The organism is Bifidobacterium subtile (assembly GCF_000741775.1).
Classification (GTDB): Bacteria; Actinomycetota; Actinomycetes; order Actinomycetales; family Bifidobacteriaceae; genus Bifidobacterium; species Bifidobacterium subtile.
Genome location: NZ_JGZR01000016.1, coordinates 218,067 through 236,673, shown reverse-complemented (window position 1 = coordinate 236,673; position 18,607 = coordinate 218,067). Strand labels below are relative to the sequence as shown.

At 61.9% G+C, this 18,607-nt stretch carries 12 protein-coding genes, 1 pseudogene and 1 riboswitch; of the genes and pseudogenes, 9 read left to right on the top strand and 4 right to left on the bottom strand.

The window, feature by feature from the left end; all coding sequences use genetic code 11:
- Positions 1-31: 31 nt before the first annotated feature.
- The 3 genes from BISU_RS10740 to thiM all read right to left on the bottom strand — a co-directional run bounded on the left by BISU_RS10740 (position 32) and on the right by thiM (position 5,091).
- Positions 32-805, bottom strand: coding sequence for an HAD-IIB family hydrolase (locus BISU_RS10740; RefSeq protein ID WP_033502958.1), 774 nt, complete (start codon positions 803-805; stop codon positions 32-34).
- A 331-nt stretch (positions 806-1,136) separates the two neighbouring features.
- A complete protein-coding gene (gene thiC / locus BISU_RS10735) occupies positions 1,137-3,785 on the bottom strand; it encodes a phosphomethylpyrimidine synthase ThiC (RefSeq protein WP_024463625.1) in 2,649 nt (882 codons plus the stop codon).
- Between the two features lie 223 nt (positions 3,786-4,008).
- Positions 4,009-5,091: a hydroxyethylthiazole kinase gene (gene thiM, locus BISU_RS10730; protein WP_024463624.1), complete on the bottom strand. Its 1,083-nt coding sequence runs from the start codon at positions 5,089-5,091 to the stop codon at positions 4,009-4,011.
- Positions 5,083-5,185: riboswitch (TPP riboswitch) on the bottom strand. (Overlaps the previous gene by 9 nt.)
- A 177-nt stretch (positions 5,186-5,362) precedes the next feature.
- On the opposite strand from thiM, the gene BISU_RS10725 reads away from it, so the two are divergent.
- The 8 genes and pseudogenes from BISU_RS10725 (at position 5,363) to BISU_RS10690 (ending at position 13,936) form a co-directional block, all read left to right on the top strand.
- Positions 5,363-6,877: a glycine--tRNA ligase gene (locus tag BISU_RS10725; RefSeq protein ID WP_024463623.1), complete on the top strand. Its 1,515-nt coding sequence runs from the start codon at positions 5,363-5,365 to the stop codon at positions 6,875-6,877.
- 289 nt (positions 6,878-7,166) lie between these two features.
- Positions 7,167-8,339, top strand: a complete 1,173-nt coding sequence (dusB, locus tag BISU_RS10720) for a tRNA dihydrouridine synthase DusB (RefSeq protein WP_226839173.1) — start codon at positions 7,167-7,169, stop codon at positions 8,337-8,339.
- A 144-nt stretch (positions 8,340-8,483) separates the two neighbouring features.
- Positions 8,484-9,698 (top strand): cell division protein FtsZ, encoded by a 1,215-nt coding sequence (ftsZ, locus tag BISU_RS10715; RefSeq protein ID WP_024463621.1) that lies wholly within the window; start codon positions 8,484-8,486, stop codon positions 9,696-9,698.
- Positions 9,699-9,751: 53 nt separating this feature from the next.
- Entirely contained in the window at positions 9,752-10,222 is a 471-nt protein-coding gene (locus tag BISU_RS10710; RefSeq protein ID WP_024463620.1) for a cell division protein SepF, read from the top strand.
- Positions 10,223-10,388: 166 nt separating this feature from the next.
- Complete coding sequence (locus BISU_RS10705) at positions 10,389-10,667, top strand: YggT family protein (protein ID WP_024463619.1); 279 nt, start codon at positions 10,389-10,391, stop codon at positions 10,665-10,667.
- Positions 10,668-10,785: 118 nt separating this feature from the next.
- Complete coding sequence (locus tag BISU_RS10700) at positions 10,786-12,267, top strand: DivIVA domain-containing protein (protein WP_024463618.1); 1,482 nt, start codon at positions 10,786-10,788, stop codon at positions 12,265-12,267.
- A 26-nt stretch (positions 12,268-12,293) separates the two neighbouring features.
- Positions 12,294-12,812 (top strand): annotated as a pseudogene (locus BISU_RS10695) (signal peptidase II); the annotation flags it as partial.
- Between the two features lie 155 nt (positions 12,813-12,967).
- Positions 12,968-13,936: an RluA family pseudouridine synthase gene (locus BISU_RS10690; RefSeq protein ID WP_024463616.1), complete on the top strand. Its 969-nt coding sequence runs from the start codon at positions 12,968-12,970 to the stop codon at positions 13,934-13,936.
- Between the two features lie 57 nt (positions 13,937-13,993).
- Here BISU_RS10690 and BISU_RS10685 read toward each other — a convergent pair whose 3' ends face one another.
- Positions 13,994-14,488 carry a hypothetical protein gene (locus BISU_RS10685; protein ID WP_024463615.1) on the bottom strand — a complete coding sequence of 165 codons (495 nt, stop codon included), beginning with the start codon at positions 14,486-14,488 and terminating at the stop codon, positions 13,994-13,996.
- Positions 14,489-14,913: 425 nt separating this feature from the next.
- Between BISU_RS10685 and dnaE the strand changes: the two genes are divergently transcribed.
- Positions 14,914-18,471, top strand: a complete 3,558-nt coding sequence (gene dnaE, locus BISU_RS10680; RefSeq protein ID WP_024463614.1) for a DNA polymerase III subunit alpha — start codon at positions 14,914-14,916, stop codon at positions 18,469-18,471.
- Positions 18,472-18,607 lie beyond the last annotated feature (136 nt).

The window sequence follows — 18,607 nt, the reverse complement described above, 5'->3', positions numbered from 1 at the left end:
GTAGCGCTGCGCTGCCGCTGGATTCTATTTTCTAGCACAACTGGTAATGCTGCAAGCCTTCAAGCACGCCGCTGTCCGTTGCGGCGACGTATGAGGCGACTCCCTGCAGCTCCGCCGTGGCATGGTTCATGGCTATGCCATAATCCACGTTGGCGAACATCGAGAGATCATTATTCTGGTCTCCGAATGCGTAGGTCGGAATGCCTAATACCTTGCCCGCCGCAAGCAGCTTGTCAATGGCTTGGGACTTGGAGACCGCGAATGGCAGGACGTCGACGGCGAGCGGCGCATAGCGAACGAAAGCCAGTCGGTCGTTGAACGCATCTTGGTAGATTCTTTCCTGCGGCGCAGGCAGATAGATATTGAGAAAGTTGACTCCGTGCGTCTGATAAAAGTCAGGGTTTATCTGCGTATCAGCCAATTTCATGGAGCCGATATGCTGTTTCGTAAGGCTGTTGATGCCAGTGACCGCGTAGCCGGCCTGATTGAAGAAGCCGACATCCTGATTATGCCGTCGAGCAGTGCGCACGACCTCTTCAATGATTGCGGCAGGCAGCCGATAATCCTGGATCACTGTCCCTTGGAAAACCACGTAGCACCCGTTCGCAAGGATGTATGAATCAACGTTGAGCTTCTTGAGCAGCGGTCTGACCTCATACAGACTGCGGCCGCTGGCGATAATCGGCAATATCCGGCGCTCGCGAAAACCGGAGAATGCCGCTACGACTTCCGGCGGCACCTGCAGATCATTGTCGGGGCACAGGGTGCCATCCAAATCGAAGAAGACAATAGCGTCGATATTCATATCGCGTACCTCATGTGTCAATGCGCGTCTATTATAAAGCGCTGCGGGCTCTGCGGCTCTGCGGCTCTGCGGACTTTACGGACTCTACGGACTTCGAGCGGCGCTGCCGCCGCATACGGGAAAGGCCCGGGGACTCTGTGACCGATGCTGGTCGGATTGCTGCGTTCCAGCGGAAGAGACGCAGCAATCCGACCAATAGCGGCGAATGGGACTTCGGTAGTGGGCAGATTCGTGCGGTTGAGAGCGGGAAACGCACGAATCCGACCAGTAGCACTCTCGCGGGGAAGGGGACTGCGGCGATTGGCAGCAGGCCAGCAGTCCGCATTATTCCCTATTCCTTGCTGCCGGTAGCACCAGCAGCGGCTGTGCTGGTTGCCTCGACCGCCGCGTGCGAACCGGCGATGATCTGCTCGGCCTGCGAGACGACACGGCGTTGCTGCGACGCGCTGCCGAACTGCTTGCGGATGTTCTGGGAGATGGCCATCGAGCAGAATTTCGGCCCGCACATCGAGCAGAAGTGCGCCATCTTCGCCGGTTCGGCGGGCAGCGTCTCGTCGTGGAAGGCGATGGCGGTGTCCGGGTCGTACGACAGGTTGAACTGGTCGAGCCAGCGGAATTCGAAGCGCGCCTTGGAAATAGCCAGGTCGCGGTCCTGCGCGTGGGGATGGTGCTTGGCGATGTCGGCCGCATGGCAGGCGATCTTGTAGGCGATGACGCCCTGCTTGACGTCGTCCTTGTCAGGCAGGCCCAGATGCTCCTTCGGCGTCACGTAGCACAGCATCGCCGTGCCGTAGCGCGCGATCTCCACCGCGCCGATGGCCGAAGTGATGTGGTCGTAGCCCGGCACCGTATCGGTGGACAGCGGTCCGAGCGTGTAGAACGGCGCGTTCTTGCAGATGGCCTTCTCCATCTCGATGTTCATGCGCACCGTGTCGAAGGGGATGTGGCCCGGTCCCTCGACCATCACCTGCACGTCGTGGTCCCAGGCGCGCTGCGTGAGCTCGCCCAGGGTCATGAGCTCGGAAAGCTGCGCGGCGTCGTTGGCGTCGGCCAGGCAGCCGGGGCGCAGACCGTCGCCCAGCGAGAAGGCGACATCGTAGCGGGCGAAGATCTCGCACAGCTCGTCGAAATGCGTGTACAGGAAGCTTTCCTGATGATGCTGCAGGCACCATTGCGCCATGATCGAACCGCCGCGCGAGACGATGCCCGTCACGCGATCCGCCGTCAGCGGCACATAGCGCAGCAGCACGCCGGCATGAATCGTCATGTAATCCACGCCCTGCTCACACTGCTCGATGACCGTGTCGCGGAACAGCTCCCACGACAGCTTCGTGGCGTCATCGTCCACTTTCTCAAGTGCCTGATACATGGGGACCGTGCCGATCGGCACTGGCGAGTTGCGCAGGATCCATTCGCGCGTGGTGTGGATGTCGTTGCCGGTCGACAGATCCATCACCGTGTCCGCGCCCCACTTCGTGGCCCAGGTCAGCTTCTCGACCTCGTCGTCGATCGAGGAGGTCACGGCGGAATTGCCCATATTGGCGTTGAGCTTGACGAGGAACCGTTCGCCGATGATCATCGGCTCGCTTTCAGGATGGTTGATGTTGCAGGGCATCACCGCGCGGCCTGCCGCCAACTCGTTGCGCACCAGTTCGACGTCGCAGCGCTCGCGTTCGGCGACATAGCGCATCTCCGGCGTCACGATGCCGTGCCGCGCGTACCACATCTGCGTCACCGGATGATTGCTGCCCCGCATGGGCTCGTGATGGCGGCCGCGCCATTCCTTGGTGGCCTTGCCGCGTTTGATAGCGGTCTTGCCGTCATCGGCGAGGTTGCGGCTTCGCCCCGTGTACGTCACCGTGTCGTTGCGGTCATGAATCCAATCCAGGCGCAGCGGGTCGAGGCCGACTTTCGGATCGCACGCAGGGCCTTCGGTGTTGTAATCGCGGAAGGGTTCGTTCGGCCCCTGGCCCGGCGTGTCCTCTAATACGATTTCGGTGTATGGAACCTGCAAATCGTAAGCGCCGTGCTGGTTCTCGAAATGCACGTCCCTGATCTTGCGGATATGCGCCTTGTCGCGTTGCTTCGAGCCGCGCGCCGCGATATCGACGGCCTGCTGCTTGGCGAGCCGGGCCGCATCCTTGGCCTCCTTCGCGTTGAGGAAGCCATGTGCTTCCTTGCGCTGCTCCTGCGCCTTGGGCGCGGCGGCCCGCGATGAGTCGTCGGCTGGCCGCGCGGCATAGCCGTGCCTGGCCTCCCCGCGCACGCCGCGCCATGCGTCGAGCATCGCCCGGGTGGCGGCCTGCGGATCGTCGGCGCCTGCGATGGCGGAGACGACGAACCAGCCGGCCGCCCTGGTGCCGGCGAGCGGGGCGATGTCCTGCAGCCCCACGCCGCCGCCCACGACCACCGGGTAGTCGCTGGCCTCGCAGATCGTGTTGATCAGGTCCAAGGTGAGCAAGTGCTTGCTGCCGTCGTCTTCGACCACGATTGCCTCGGGCTTGGTCGTGGAGCGGTGCAGCGGGCCGGCGCCGATATAGTCGATGCATCCGGCGGGTAGCTCATTGATGAGGCTGACGAGGCTTTCGGTTTCGGCGGACAGGCCGATGATGGCGTCCGGGCCCAGCAGCGTGCGCACCTGGCGCGGCTCCATATCGGTCTGCCCGATATGCACGCCGTCGACTTTGATGCCCTTGCTGCGGCACTGCCAGACCACGTCGGCGCGGTCATCGATCACGAAGGCGACGGTATCGGCTCGGTTGTTGTCTTCGATGATCTGCGCGATGTCCTGCGCCATCGTCGTCAGTTCCTTCGCGTCGGCGTTCTTGGCGCGCAGCTGGATGAAGGTCGCGCCGCCGCGCAGCGCCTCCTCGACCACGTCGGCGACCGGTCGGCCTTTGGTGTCTTCGGGGCCGACGACGAAGTAGGCGGACAGGTTGAAGTTGTCACGCATCGATGCGTACGGGTATGGGGCACTCATGGTGTTCTCCTTGGTGGCGGAGTTTCCGCCGGGTTGGTTTGAATGAAAAGATGAATTGGGCTGGTTTGGGGCAAAGAAATGAATTGGGTTGCGATTGTGTACATTCCTGAGGATGTGCGATGCAACATGTGCCTGTTCCTGCATCGGGAGCAGAGCGAGCTGCCGCACCGCCTGTGTACCTGTATGATGAGCCCGCAGCTGCGCGAGGCCGCTTCACGAGGGTTTAGCGGTCTGCAGAGGGCTCAATAGGTTCAGCGGGCACGGCGGCAACCGGCGACGCCGCCACTTCGTCGGCGCTGACGGCGTACAAGGCGTCGAGGAAGGCGCTTTGGAAGGTGCCGGGGCCGTCGCTGGCCCGTTCGGCGCGTTCGGAGGCCCGATTGTAGAGCAGGCTGGCTGCCAAGGCGGCGGTCAGCGGGTCGCTGACGGCCAGATAGCAGGCGAGCACGCCGCCGAGCGAGCAGCCCGCACCGGTGATTCTCGTCATCATGGCGCTGCCGCCGGGCAGGCGATAGGCATGCGTGCCGTCGGTTACCAGGTCGACAGCCCCCGACACGGCCACGGCCGCCTTGCCGTCAGATGCTGCGGCGGCGAGGAATCGGGCCAGCGTCATAGCTGCGGTTTGCGCGTCGTCCACGTCATCGACGGACTCCACACCGGCAGGGCGCGTGGCAGCAGACGTGTCGGTGGCGTCATCATGCAGCTTCCAAATGCTGCACAGCGCCAGAATCTCCGAGGCATTGGCGCGCACGACGGTGGGCGGCGCGGTTCTGAAGGATTCGAGAATCGCCGTGCGGGTGGAGCCAGCCCCTGCGCCGACCGGATCGAGCACCCAATGATGCGACTGCCCGCGCCAGAACTGCGAGATCTTCGCCAGCTCCTCACGGTAGAAGGGCTGCAGCGTACCGACGTTGACATAGCTCGCGCCGGCGATTGCGGTCATATCCACGACCTCGTCGTAGATCAGGCTCATCGCCGCGCTGCCGCCAACGGCCAGCTGGGCGTTGGCCACGAGGTTCATCGTGACGAAATTCGTGAACGACGGCGCCAAGGGCCTCGTCGTCTTGACTGCCTCGACAGCCTGCCTGATGCGTGCGCGCAGCTCACTATGCGGCGGGACTTTCGAAAGGGCCTGCGAAGCATCGTTGTGGTTGGCAGCGTAACAGGCAGCGCAATCGTCTTGGTCGGCATCGTAATCGTCTTGGCCGATGTCTTCTCGGCCATCAGATACGTTGCTGTGATTGCGATATGCGTCGTCGGCAATGGCGGCACTGCCGGTACTGGATGGGTTGGCTGAATCGCTCATGAATGCGCTCCCTACGTCGGTCTTAGCCAAACAGGTTCGAAGGGTCAGGCACATGCCTATCTCAGCCCCGTACGGGGCACCCCTGCACTTACGAGACACACGCTAGAAGCAAATGCGGACAAGCTTGAGGCAAGCACCAATCAGGTGGCGCAAGACACGCGGCACGAGTCTCGCGTGGCGAGCTTGGAACGGCCATTGCACGTGTCACTGTCAGGCATTACACTCTATTCGGTTATCAACGTTGCAAAATGTCCTAAAAGTAAGGTGTGCTGTGGCTGTCTCAAAGCTCGATGAAGTCGTATCGCTCGCGAAGCGTCGCGGGTTCGTGTTCCCCGCCGGCGAGATCTATGGCGGTACCCGTTCCGCGTGGGATTATGGCCCGCTCGGCGTGGCGCTCAAGGACAACATCAAGCGCGAATGGTGGCGCGCGATGGTCACCACGCGCGGCGATGTGGTCGGGGTCGACACCTCGATCATCCTGCCGACGCAGGTGTGGGTCGCCTCGGGCCACGTCAAGGTGTTCAACGACCCGCTGGTCGAATCGACGATCACCCACAAGCGCTACCGCGCCGACCATCTTGAGGAGGCCTTCGAGCGCAAGCATGGCCGCATGCCCGAAAGCTGGGATGAGGTGCCTGACCCCGAAACAGGGGAGCGCGGGCACTGGACCGAGCCGCGCGACTTCAACATGATGCTGCACACCTCGCTCGGCCCCGTCGAGGACGAGAACTCGCTGCATTACCTGCGCCCGGAGACCGCGCAGGGCATCTTCGTGGACTTCAAGAACGTCATGACCTCCTCGCGCTCCAAGCCGCCGTTCGGCATCGCGAATATGGGCAAGTCCTTCCGCAACGAGATCACGCCGGGCAACTTCATCTTCCGCACCCGCGAATTCGAGCAGATGGAGATGGAGTTCTTCGTCGTGCCCGGCACGGACGAGGACTGGCACCAGTACTGGATCGACACCCGCACCCGCTGGTATACGGACCTCGGGGTCGACCCGGCGAACCTGCGCCATTACGAGCATCCGAAGGAGAAGCTGTCGCACTACTCGAAGCGCACGGTCGACATCGAATACAAGTTCGGCTTCCAAGGCTCCGACTGGGGCGAGCTGGAGGGCATCGCGAACCGCACCGACTTCGACCTCTCCGCGCACGCCAAGCATTCGGGCGAGGACCTGAGTTACTTCAACCCGACCACCGGCGAACGCTATGTGCCGTTCGTCATCGAGCCAGCAGCCGGCCTGACCCGCTCGCTTATGGCCTTCCTCGTTGACGCCTTCGACATCGACGAGGCGCCGAACACCAAGGGCGGCGTCGACAAGCGCACCGTGCTGCGGCTCGACCCGCGCTTGGCACCCGTCAAGGCAGCGGTGCTGCCATTGAGCAAGAAGCCTGCGTTGCAAGGCATTGCGCATGATCTTGCCGCCGAACTGCGCCAGCACGACTGGATGATCGACTACGACGAGGCCGGTGCCATCGGCCGCCGCTACCGCCGCGAGGACGAGATCGGCACGCCGCTGTGCGTCACCGTCGATTTCGACACAATCGACGACCATGCTGTGACGATTCGCGAACGCGACACGATGCAGCAGGAGCGCGTCAGCCTCGATAAGGTCGCCGATTATGTGGCCGAGCGCGTGTCCGAGCGCCGCGTGCGCTACCCGGAGGGGCCGGTCCGCATCGTCGGCACCACCGCGGCTGACGGCGGCACGGACGTGACCAAGGAGAGCGGCGAGGATCTGAGCGCGCCGGTGAAGGTCGCCGAGGCTGGCGGCAAGTACTGAGCCAGTATAGAGCTGCTGTACCGAATGGACATGTACTCAGCGAACTGTATTGAGCGAATGCGGGGGAGGAACTGTGACGGAAACTGCTGCTAGAAGCGCCTCCTCGGCGCGAGCCGTTGTTGCGCCTGTCATCACGCCGACCGCCATCGCGCATAACGAGACGACGCTGGCCAATAGGGATGCCAGGCACCGCGACGGCACGCTCAGCGACCCGCGTAGCGTCCGGCAGCTGGGTGAGGTTCGCGGGGAATGCCGAGAGCGCGCTGCCGCCGATCCCAACAACGATGCTGTGGCCAAAGCCGGCGCCGAACATGTCGCAATCGAACCAGTGGACCTTGGCCCCATTCGCATTCCCACCCCGGTTGTGCTTTCGCCGATGGCCGGCGTCACCAACTGGCCCTTCCGTGTGATCTGCGAGGAATACGGCCCCGACGGGCTGTATGTGGCCGAGATGATCACCGCCCGGGCATTGGTGGCCCGCAATCCCAAGGCGCTGCGGCTGTGCCGTTTCGCGCCGAGCGAGAAGATTCGCTCGCTGCAGCTGTACGGCGTGAACCCGGCCATCGTCGCGCAGGCCGCGCAGATGGTGGTCGACGGCGGCATGGCCGATCACGTCGACTTGAACTTCGGCTGCCCGGTGCCCAAGGTCACGCGGCGCGGGGGAGGCTCGGCGCTGCCATGGAAGATGGACATCTTCCGCGACTTGGTTTCTCGTGTTGTTGGAGTCTGCTCGCAGGCGAATATCCCGGTCACGGCGAAGATTCGCGTGGGCATCGACCATGAGCATGAGACCTACCTTGAAGCCGGTCGTATCGCTCAGGAAGAAGGCTGCGCGGCCGTGACGCTGCACGCGCGCACGACGGCCGAATATTACGGCGGGCATTCCGACTGGCATCGCATCGCTGAACTGGCGCAGGCCTTAAGCATCCCGGTATTCGGCAACGGCGACATCTGGGGCGCCGAGGACGCGCTGGACATGATGCGCCAGACCGGGTGCGCGGGCGTCTCTGTCGGGCGCGGCTGCCAAGGTCGCCCTTGGCTGTTTGCTGACATCAAACACGCCTTTCAAGGCAGTCAGGAGCGCATCAACCCGAACCTGGGCGCGGTCGGCACTGTGATCATGCGCCATGCCCGGCTGCTTGTGGAGTTCTTCGACGGCGATGAGCACATGGCCGTGCATGATCTTCGCAAGCACATCGCCTGGTATCTCAAAGGGTTCCCGGTCGGCGGCTCGACCCGCAAGGCTTTCATGGAATGCGAGAGCCTTGCGGATGTCGAGCGCGAAATCGCTCGGCTCGACCCTACGCTGGAGCTTCCCGAGCGGGTGATCGATGCGCCGCGCGGCCGCGTTCGCTATGCGAAGAAAGTTCATTTGCCCTATGGATGGCTGGATTCGCGCAGCACGACGCACGATGAGCGCGAGGCCTTGTTCGGCGATGACCCCATGGATGCAGGCTACTGAGCATCCGGTTTCGTTTGCGAAGCGGACGGCATGCCGTTCTCGTAGGCGAAAGTGGGAAAAAAGATGGATACACGCGCGAAAAAAAGCCGTTGCGGCCCGATTCTGCGCTAGAGTAGGCGTAACCGTGAATGACAGGAGACTATGGTGAGCGAGATTGCCCAGACTGACAATTTCAACGACAAGACCAATATCAAGGTAGTCGGTGTCGGTGGAGCCGGCGGCAATGCCGTCAATCGCATGATTGCCGAAGGTCTGCAGAACGTTGAATTCGTAGCGGTCAATACCGACGCGAAGGATCTGCTGAGATCCGATGCGGATGTGAAGATCTCGCTTAACGACGCTTCCAGCCGAGGCCTTGGCGCAGGCGCCGACCCGGAGAAGGGCGCGAAGGCGGCGCAGGACCATCAGTCGGATATCGAAGAGTCGCTCAAAGGCGCCGACATGGTGTTCGTGACATGCGGCGAAGGCGGCGGCACCGGCACCGGGGCCAGCCCCATCGTCGCGCGCGCGGCGCACCAGCAGGGGGCGCTCACCATCGCCGTGGTGACCCGGCCGTTCTCTTTCGAGGGGCCGCAACGAGCCGCTTCGGCGAAGATGGGCATCGAGAATCTGCGCAACGAGGTCGATGCGCTCATCGTCATCCCCAATGACCGGCTGCTCGAGCTTTCCGACCGCACCATCGGCATCGTCGACGCGTTCAAAACCGCTGATACGGCCCTCTTGGCCGGTGTGCAAGGCATCACCGACCTGATCACGATGAACTCCTACATTCACGTTGATTTCCAAGACATCTCCTCGATTCTGCGCGGATCGGGCACCGCGCTCTTCGGCATCGGCTCGGCGCGCGGCGAGGACCGCGCCTCCCAGGCCGCCGAGATCGCGATCAGCTCCCCGCTGCTTGAGGAAAGCGTCGAGGGGGCTCATGGCGCGCTCATCAACATCGCCGGTCCGACCGATCTCAAGCTGCAGGAGGCTTCCGCCGCCACCGAGCTGGTGCGCAAGGCGATTCATCCCGAGGCGCAGATCATCTGGGGCCTGGCGCTGGACGACGCCTATGGCGACGAGGTGCGCGTCACCGTCATCGCCGCGGGCTTCGACGCCAAATCGAAGAAAACCGAGATGCCCGCTCCTGTTGTGGCACATGACGAGCAGCCTGCCCAGCCTGCTGCGCAATCCATTCGTCCGAGTGAAGGCACTCAGGTGCCACCGCTCGTGCAGAGCCATACGCCCGATTTCGCGCCAGGCGACGGCGATGTCGCTTCTCAGTCTCTTGATGATGCGGGCAGCGACGACACGAGCGATGGCATGTTCTCCGCGAACGATCCGGGCGATCTTGACATCCCCGACTTCCTGCGGTGATGATTGGTGTGGTCGTTGGCGATTATGCGCAACGCTGAACGAAAGGAACTTGCATGGCGAGCTTTATGAAAAACGCGATGTCGTATCTCGGCATGAGCGACGTGGTCGATGAGGAGGACGATTTCACCGTGCCCGGCGATGACGACAGCTCCTCCTTCGATTCGGATCATACGGTCGCGCCGCCGAACCAGTCGTCGGCGTCCTCCGCGCAGCCGCAGCGGGAGACGAGTCCGTTCCAAAGCAGAGTCAGTCGAATTACGACGATTCACCCCAAGACCTATGAGGATGCGCAGCTTGTCGGTCGGGCCATACGCGACGGCGTGCCCGTGGTACTTAATCTCACCGGGGTGCCCGAGGCTGTGGCATATCGCATTGTGGACTTCTCCGCAGGCGTCGTTTTCGGCGTGCGCGGATCGATTGAGCGTGTTACTCCGCGCGTGTTCCTCTTAAGCCCGGCGCAGGTCAACATCAAGGTCGAGGAACCGAAGCAGTCCAATTCGGCTCGAGATCTGTTCTCGGAATAGCCGCTGCCGAAAAACTTAGCAGAGCAGGCATGCGATTTCGTCGTGCATTTCAAGGCGGAGCATACCTATGATTGGCCATCTCCGGATTGGCTGCGCCTGCGGCTAACAGGATGCGTCATATGTTCTGCGCCGCGCTGATTATGCGCCTCTTGGTAGGGTTGGGCGCATGCTGACTTTATTGCTGAGCCTCATTGATTGGCTGATCGGCGCGTATATCACCGTGCTATTCATTCGGATGATCCTTGACTGGGTGTCTATCCTCTCTCCTCGGTGGCGTCCGAGCGGCGTCATCGCCTCATTGGTATTCGCCGTCTATTGGCTCACTGATCCGCCGCTGCACTGGCTGCGGCAATATATCCCACCGGTCAGGCTAGGGGCGTTCAGCCTCGATGTGAGTTTCATCGTGCTCTACTTCCTGTTGATCGTGCTGCGGGTGCTCATCTGATTGGCTCAAATAGCGCCATGACGGGGCCTGAAACTTCGTGCAGGCGCGAAGTACGTGATAGCATCGGTGTGAATAGCAACACATCGAGGCTTCATGCCCAAAGCGAGGTGTAGGATTTATGGCTCTGTTGACGCCCAAGGACATACGGGAGCATACCTTCCAGACAGTCCGATTCAAGGAAGGCTACGATGTCGACGAAGTTGACGACTTCCTCGACCAGGTAACCGAAACCGTCGAGGCACTGGGGAAGCAGGCTGTGCAGGCCGGCGGCCAGTCCACGCAGACGCTGGGGCCTGACGTGGCGAACCTCAATGCGAAGATCTCCGAGCTGACTGCACAGGTGCAGTCGCTGCAGAGTGACAATGAGAATCTTCGCTCCGCAGCGCAGCAGGGGCCTCAATCCGCTCAGGTCGATGCTTCGAAGCTGAGCGAGGCCGAGGAAAGCAACCGGGCTCTGGCTGCGCAAAACGAGCAGCTCAAGGGGCAGGTGGACCGCCTCACCGCTCAGGTCGATCAGCTCACCGCCCAGGCCGCCGAAGCCTCCGGCAACAAGCAGCTGGGAGAGCAGCTCACCGCGATGCAGCGCGAGCGCGACGACTTCCGCGCCAACAACGATTCACTCAGCCGTGAAATCGCTTCCTACCAGGAGCAGCTTGCCACGTGCAAGCAGGATCTCGCTGCCACCCAGAACAAGGTTTCCTCGTACGAGCAGCAGCTTCCGCAGTTGCAGCAGCAGGCTTCGCAGCTGCAGGACGTCGCCCGTCAGCTTGAGGAGTCCAAGCAGCGCGAGGAGCAGCTGCGCACCCAGGTCGAGAAGATCGAGCCGAACACCGAGACCGGCAGTCTGCAGAAGATCGCCGGCGCCGCGTCTGGCGCGACGAGCGAGCCCGAACGGGCTACTGCGATGCTGACGCTCGCCATGCAGCTGCACGACCAGTATGTGGACAAGGGCAAGGCGCAGGCCCGCGAAATCACCGAAGCCAGCCAGGCCAAGTATGAAGAGCTCGTGTCCCAGGCCAACAACTATTCCAGCAGGACTCGCGACGAGGCGGACGAATACGGACGCCAGACCCGTTCCGACGCCGATGCGTATTCCGACCAGATCCGCGCTCAGGCTGACGATTACTCGACCAAGACTCGCGCTCAGGCCGATGCGTATTCCGACCAGACGCATGCCGATGCGGATGCCTATGCGCAGGAGACGCACCGTGTTGCCGACGAATACTCGGACAAGACGCGTGCCGACGCTGATAATTACGCGGAGCAGACGCATCATGCAGCCGACGGATACGCCGACAAGGTTCGTGCCGACGCCGACGGTTATGTCAACGACAAGCATGTCGAGGCGGACAACTACGAGGCCGAAGTACAGCGTCGTGCCGCTGACTACGACTCGAAGACCCGCGCTGCCGCCGAGGACTATGCGCAGCAGGTGCGCGGCAACCTCGAAGCCCAATCGAAGGTCATCGAAGGCAATATCCAAGGCCTCAAGCAGTTCGAAACCGAATATCGCGCCCGTCTCACCGACTTCCTCGGCCAGCTGGTATCGCAGGTCTCGGATACGAACAACTACGGCCAGATGGACCAAGTCCAAGACTGACTGGTAGTCTTTTCAAGATGACTGATATGCATCACGGACGGCTGCGCATTCGCGTGGCCGTCTTTGCATGTGTCGCGCTCGCGGCACTTGCTCTTGACCAAAGCACCAAGGCATGGGCGCAGAACAACCTCGCTGATGGGCACACCATCCCGGTGATTCCGAAGCTGCTGTCGCTGACGCTCATCCACAATCCGGGTGCCTCCTTAGGGCTTGGCTCTTCACGGACCTGGCTGATCTCGCTGCTCGCGGCGGCCGCCTGCATCATGCTGGTGGTGCTGGCGCTCAGAACCGTCTCCATGCGCTGGACCATAGCTTTCGCGCTGGCCTTCGCCGGCGCAGCAGGCAACCTCTATGACCGCATCGCGTATGCTGATGGATTCTTGAACGGCAAGGTCGTGGACTTCCTCAACTATGGCTGGTCTATCGGCAACGTCGCTGACATCGTCCTTATGGTGGCAGGCGTGTTCATCGTCGTGCTTATTCTCGGTGGCGAGCCGTTCGATGCGCGAGAGCTGAACGGGCGAGTCCCCGACGGCGAGGATGCTCCCGGATTCCAAGGAACCTTGGATGTTCATGACCTCGAGAACGTGCAACAGAATCCGGGGCCTCAACAAGCTCAACAGTCTCAGGAGATTCAGGAGTCTCAGAGACCTCGGCACGGGCATGCGGGCGATGCGCAGCACGGGGGAGCCCTCGAAGCATGAATTCGGTGGTTCCCGCTCCCGATGCACTCGTCGGACGGCGTTTCGACGTCGCCGCCGCGAAGATGCTGGGGGTCTCGCGTGCGAAGGCTTCGGAGCTCATCGAGGCTCGGCGGGTACGTGTTCTCGGCCGCATGATGCACAAGTCCAGCCCGTTGCTTGCCGGCGATGTCATCGAATTCGACATTGGCGAGGAATACCGCGAAGCCGAACCGCTCGCTGACGACATGGGCATCGCCTATGAGGATGAGGATGTCGTTGTCGTAGACAAACCTGTCGGCGTGGCCGCACACGCTTCGGTCGGGTGGACTGGACCGACCGTTCTGGGCAGCCTGATCGGGCGCGGCGTGCATATCACCTCCTACGGAGCGCCAGGACGGCAGGGTATCGTGAGCCGCTTGGATGTGGGAACGAGCGGGCTGATGCTCGTGTGCAAATCCGAACTGGCCTATAAGGAGATGCGCCGGCAGTTCTCACAACATGAAGTGGTGAAGATATACCACGCCTTGGTCCAAGGTAATCTCAACGAGGACCGCGCCACCATCGACGCCCCCATCGGGCGGGCGAAGGTCAGTGATTTCCGCTTCACGATTACGCCTGCGGGCAAGCCGGCCATCACCCATTGGGATGTGCTTGAGCGCTTCGGAAAGGCCACACTTGCCTCGGTGAATCTGGAAACGGGGCGCACCCATCAGATTCGCGTCCATTTTTCTTCCCTCGGGCATCCATTGGTGGGGGACCCGATGTATGGAGCCAATCCCGTTCTTGCAAGCAGGCTGGGGTTGGATCGCCAGTGGTTGCATGCCATGCGCCTCGAATTCCGTCACCCGCGCACGCATGTCTGGACTACGGTCGATTCCCATTATCCGACCGATCTGCAGCATGCGCTCGATGTTCTCAACGCTGACCGTGCAGGTCGTGACCGTGCAGACTCGGACGAAGCGGGATTGCACGCGCGAACCGCATGACAAGCCTGTGCGCTCCGTGCAATGGATGCGTAGGCGTAACGCGTGCGATGCATACGCCTATCGGGGAGCGAGCATGATGATGCCGAAGGCGATCAATGGCAGCAATGCCAACGCTATGGCGACGGTCGTCATGTTCCGATCGCGTTTTGCACGCGCTATGGCTTCCGGTTGGTCTCGGATGGAAGGTCGCTGTTTCCTTGCTATTGCAGCAAGGATCAGTGCCGCGACCGCACAGGCAATGCACGAAGGAATAGCTAGGGCAAAGCCCAGCAGCACGATCACATCGGCCGGGTTATAGACTCCCCGATTCAAATAGGCGAGTCCGCCCCATACCGCGAGGGCAAGCAGCGATGCCGCTGCGCCCAGCGCCGCGGAGACGATGGCTGTTGGCGAGTGCCGAAAGGGCCGTTTTGGCTTTGGCCTCCCATAGGGGTGGTTCAAACCATCCATGCGCGATTGCTCATGCACAGTGTTTTCTGCCTGTTTGGCGTCTCCAGCAGATGTCGTCCTCGCAGGATCAGGTCGGATTCGCTGGGTGTCGTCGGATCGCATAGCAACTCCTTCATGCGGGTTCGTAGTGCTCGTTGTCTCAGGTCTGTCTAAGAACCGTCGATGCTGTATTTCAGGTCTTGTACTGCAACAGTCCTGATACCAGTGTTGCTGGGCAGCAGTGTCATGCGCCACTTGCATCAGCCAATGTGGTCGAACGCTTCGAGTTATCCACATTCGGCGTGTCGAGCCGTAAAGCGAACAGCGCAGTGCTGAACCGTAAAGCGAACAGCGCTGTGCGCTGTTCGTAGGTGAAGGGAGCGGCCGCTAAGGTCGCGAAGGACGGTGCCGACGGCACCGTCAAGCCGAAGGCGAAACTATGGCTGGATGACTGCTACGTCGGGTCCACGGACTGAGGATATGAGTCAATCTCGAGCCGTTAGGCGAGCATTCGCCGCGAAGTCACATTCCATAGCTATCGTGGAGCCATGACCAATTCCGGGAACTTCGTTCAGCTGCACAACCATACGCACTACTCGCTGCTTGATGGCGCCTCGAAGATCCCCGACCTGGTGGCGCGTGCCAAGGAGCTGGACATGCCGGCGGTGGGCATCACCGACCACGGCAACATGCACGGCGCCTATGAGATGTGGAGTGCCTCGGTCAAGGCCGGAATCAAACCGATCATCGGCATCGAGGCCTATGTGACTCCGGAGACCGCGCGACAGGACAAGACGCGCGTGCACTGGGGCAACGAGTCGCAGCGTTCCGACGACGTCTCGGGCGGCGGCCTGATCACGCATCTGACCATGTGGGCGCAGAACGACGAAGGCTTGGTCAACCTGATGAAGGCCTCTTCGATCGCCAACCTCGAGGGGCGCGTGATGCGTTACCCCCGTATGGATTACGAGGTGCTCGCGCAGCATGCCAAAGGCGTCATCGCCTCGTCGGGATGCCCTTCGGGCATCGTGCAGACGCGTCTGCGCCTGGGGCAGTTCGATGATGCGCTGCGCGCCGCCGGACAGCTGCAGGATATCTTCGGCAAGGATAATTTCTATATCGAGCTGATGGACCACGGTTTGAGCATTGAGAAGCGTGTGTTCGACGATCTGCTCAGGATCGCCAAGATGCTCGATGCGCCGCTGCTGGCCACGAATGATTCGCACTACGTGCACGAGGAGGATCGCAGCGCACAGGATGCCATGCTGTGCATCAACTCCGGCTCGCGTCTGGACGACCCCAACCGCTTCAAATTCGACGGCTCGGGCTATTACATCAAATCCGCCGAGGAGATGCGCGAGCTTTTCCACGATCTGCCCGAAGCCTGCGACAACACGCTCGAAATCGCCGAACGCTGCAATGTGATGTTCGATGACAGCGAGGACGGCGCGTTCATGCCGGAATTCGCCTGCCCGGATGGCTGGGATGAGACTTCGCTGTTCCTCAAGAACGTCGAGGAAGGTCTGGAGCGTCGCTATGAAGGCAATGTGCCCGAGCACGTGCTCAAGCAGGCCGACTACGAATGCGGCGTCATCTGCCAGATGCAGTTCTGCGGCTACTTCCTCGTCGTCGCCGACTACATCAACTGGGCCAAAACGCACGGCGTGATGGTGGGGCCGGGTCGAGGCTCCGCGGCAGGCTCGATGGTCTCCTATGCCATGGGCATCACCGAGCTCGACCCGCTCAAGCACGGCCTGATCTTCGAACGCTTCCTCAACCCCGAGCGCGTCTCGCTGCCGGATATCGACGTGGACTTCGATCCCGACGGCCGCGCGAAGGTGCTGGACTACGTCGGCGAGAAGTACGGGCGCGACAAGGTCGCCCAGTGCGTGATCTACGGCACCATCAAAACCAAGCAGGCGCTTAAGGATTCCGCCCGCATCATGGGCTACGAGTTCTCCGTGGGCGAGCACATCACCAAGGCGCTGCCGCCGAGCAAGAACGGCAAGGATGCGAGTCTGAAAGACATCTTCGACCCGACCTCGAAACGTTTCGCTGAGGCGCGCGAATTCCGTGAGCTCTACGAATCCGACCCGGATACGAAGCGCATCACCGAGCAGGCCAAGGGCATCGAGGGGCTGATTCGGCAGACCGGAGTACATGCCTGCGCCACGATCATGGGTTCGGAACCCATCACGGACACCTCGCCGCTGCTGGAACGCACCGACGGCACGGTCACCACGACTTTCGAATACCACACCTGCGAAACGCTCGGCCTGGTCAAAATGGATTTCCTCGGGCTTTCCAACCTTACGGTCATCCGCGACACGCTGCTGAACATCGAGCGCAACGGCAAGGACAAGATCGACTACACGAAGATTCCGTTGGAAGACAAGGAGACCTACCAGCTGCTCTCGCGCGGCGACACGCTGGGCGTCTTCCAGCTCGATTCCGACGGCATGCGCTCGCTGCTGCGCCAGCTCAAGCCCGATAACTTCAACGACATCTCGGCACTGATCGCCCTGTATCGCCCCGGTCCGATGGATATGGACTCGCATACCAACTACGCCAAGCGCAAGAACGGTTTGCAGCGCATCACCCCGATTCACCCCGAGGTGGCTGAGCCGCTGGCCGCCGTGCTTGACGAGACCTACGGCCTGATCGTCTACCAGGAGCAGGTGCAGTCGGCGGCGCGTATCCTAGCCGGCTACTCGCTGGGCCGAGCCGACGTGCTGCGCCGCGCGATGGGCAAGAAGAAGCCCGAGGTGCTGGCCAAGGAGCAGGGGCCGTTCTTCGAGGGCATGAAGGAGCACGGCTACTCCGAAGAGGCCGCGCAGGCGGTGTGGGACATCCTCGTGCCGTTCTCCGGCTATGCGTTCAACAAGGCGCATTCCGCCGCCTACGGGCTGATCTCGTACTGGACCGCCTATTTGAAGACGCATTACCCGGTCGAGTTCATGGCCGCGCTGCTGCAGAACGAGCGCACGAACAAGGACAAGACCGCGCTGTACTTGGGCGAGGCTCGGCGCATGGGCATCCAAGTGCTGCCGCCGGACGTCAACGAGTCGATTCTCGAGTACTCCGCAGTGGGCGACGTCGTGCGTTTCGGCTTGGGCGCTATCCGCAACGTCGGCGACAAGGCGGTGGCTGACATCATCGCCGAACGCGAGACCGACCGCGGCCGCTACGTCAACTTCATGGACTTCATCCGACGCGTGCCGCTGACGGCCCTGAACCGGCGTTTAGTGGAATCGCTTGTCAAGGCGGGCGCCTTCGATTCCATCGATCCGAACCGCAGGGCGCTGTTCCAGATTCACGAGGCGGCGATCGATTCGGTGGTCAGCCTCAAGCGCAAGCAGGCCGAGGGCCAGTTCGACCTGTTCGCCGATATGGATGGCGACGACGGCGCCGAGGCGATGGGAGATGCTTCGGTCATCGTGCCCGACATCGAGGAATGGGACAAGAAAACCAAGCTGAACTTCGAGCGCGAAATGCTCGGCCTGTACGTCTCCGACCATCCGCTGAGCGGTATGACGGCAGTGCTGGGGGGACTGCGCGAAATGTCGATCGCGCATCTCATCGACCGCGCGAAAACCATGGACGACCGCCAGCAGGTCACGCTTGCCGGGCTGATCACCAGCGTCGACCGGCGCGTCTCGCGCAAAGGCAACCCGTGGGCCATCGTCACCATCGAGGACATGGAGAGCTCGATCCAATGCATGTTCTTCGGCAAGGTCTACGAGGCCGCCTCGCAGGATCTGGCCGTTGACGAGATCGTGCAGATACGCGGGCAGGTCGAGGTGCGCGACGAATCCACGCCCAGCATTCGTGCTACCGAGCTGCAGGTGCCGACCTTGGAGGCAGCGGACGAGCGCCCGGTGATGATCACCTTGCCGACCGTCGCGCTGGACCGCAGCCGCATCGGCCAGCTCGGGCAGGTACTGCACGACCATCCGGGCTACTGCGAAGTCAAGCTCGCGGTGCTCGATGAACGCGGCAACGCCCGCGTGCTGACCTTCGGCGACCGTTTCCGCGTCAAACGCGACACCTCGCTCTTCGCCGAGATCAAGATCCTCTTCGGCCCCAGCTGCCTGCCCGCTGCGTGAGGGTGGTAGCGGCCTCCCCAAAACAAATGTGAGATCACCGAATCTTGCCCTTGCCTCAAAAACCCAGTATCTCGCTTATGTGAGGCGTTAAACGTCGGCTGCGGAGGTCTATCTGCGTTGTGTGAGGCGCTAATTC

Bases quoted from the DNA above. Each gene is read 5' to 3' on its own strand.
- BISU_RS10685 (WP_024463615.1), bottom strand. From the start codon at position 14,488: ATGCGATCCGACGACACCCAGCGAATCCGACCTGATCCTGCGAGGACG.
- BISU_RS10700 (WP_024463618.1), top strand. From the start codon at position 10,786: ATGGCTCTGTTGACGCCCAAGGACATACGGGAGCATACCTTCCAGACA.
- BISU_RS10710 (WP_024463620.1), top strand. From the start codon at position 9,752: ATGGCGAGCTTTATGAAAAACGCGATGTCGTATCTCGGCATGAGCGAC.
- thiM (WP_024463624.1), bottom strand. From the start codon at position 5,091: ATGAGCGATTCAGCCAACCCATCCAGTACCGGCAGTGCCGCCATTGCC.
- BISU_RS10690 (WP_024463616.1), top strand. From the start codon at position 12,968: ATGAATTCGGTGGTTCCCGCTCCCGATGCACTCGTCGGACGGCGTTTC.
- BISU_RS10740 (WP_033502958.1), bottom strand. From the start codon at position 805: ATGAATATCGACGCTATTGTCTTCTTCGATTTGGATGGCACCCTGTGC.
- dnaE (WP_024463614.1), top strand. From the start codon at position 14,914: ATGACCAATTCCGGGAACTTCGTTCAGCTGCACAACCATACGCACTAC.
- BISU_RS10705 (WP_024463619.1), top strand. From the start codon at position 10,389: ATGCTGACTTTATTGCTGAGCCTCATTGATTGGCTGATCGGCGCGTAT.
- thiC (WP_024463625.1), bottom strand. From the start codon at position 3,785: ATGAGTGCCCCATACCCGTACGCATCGATGCGTGACAACTTCAACCTG.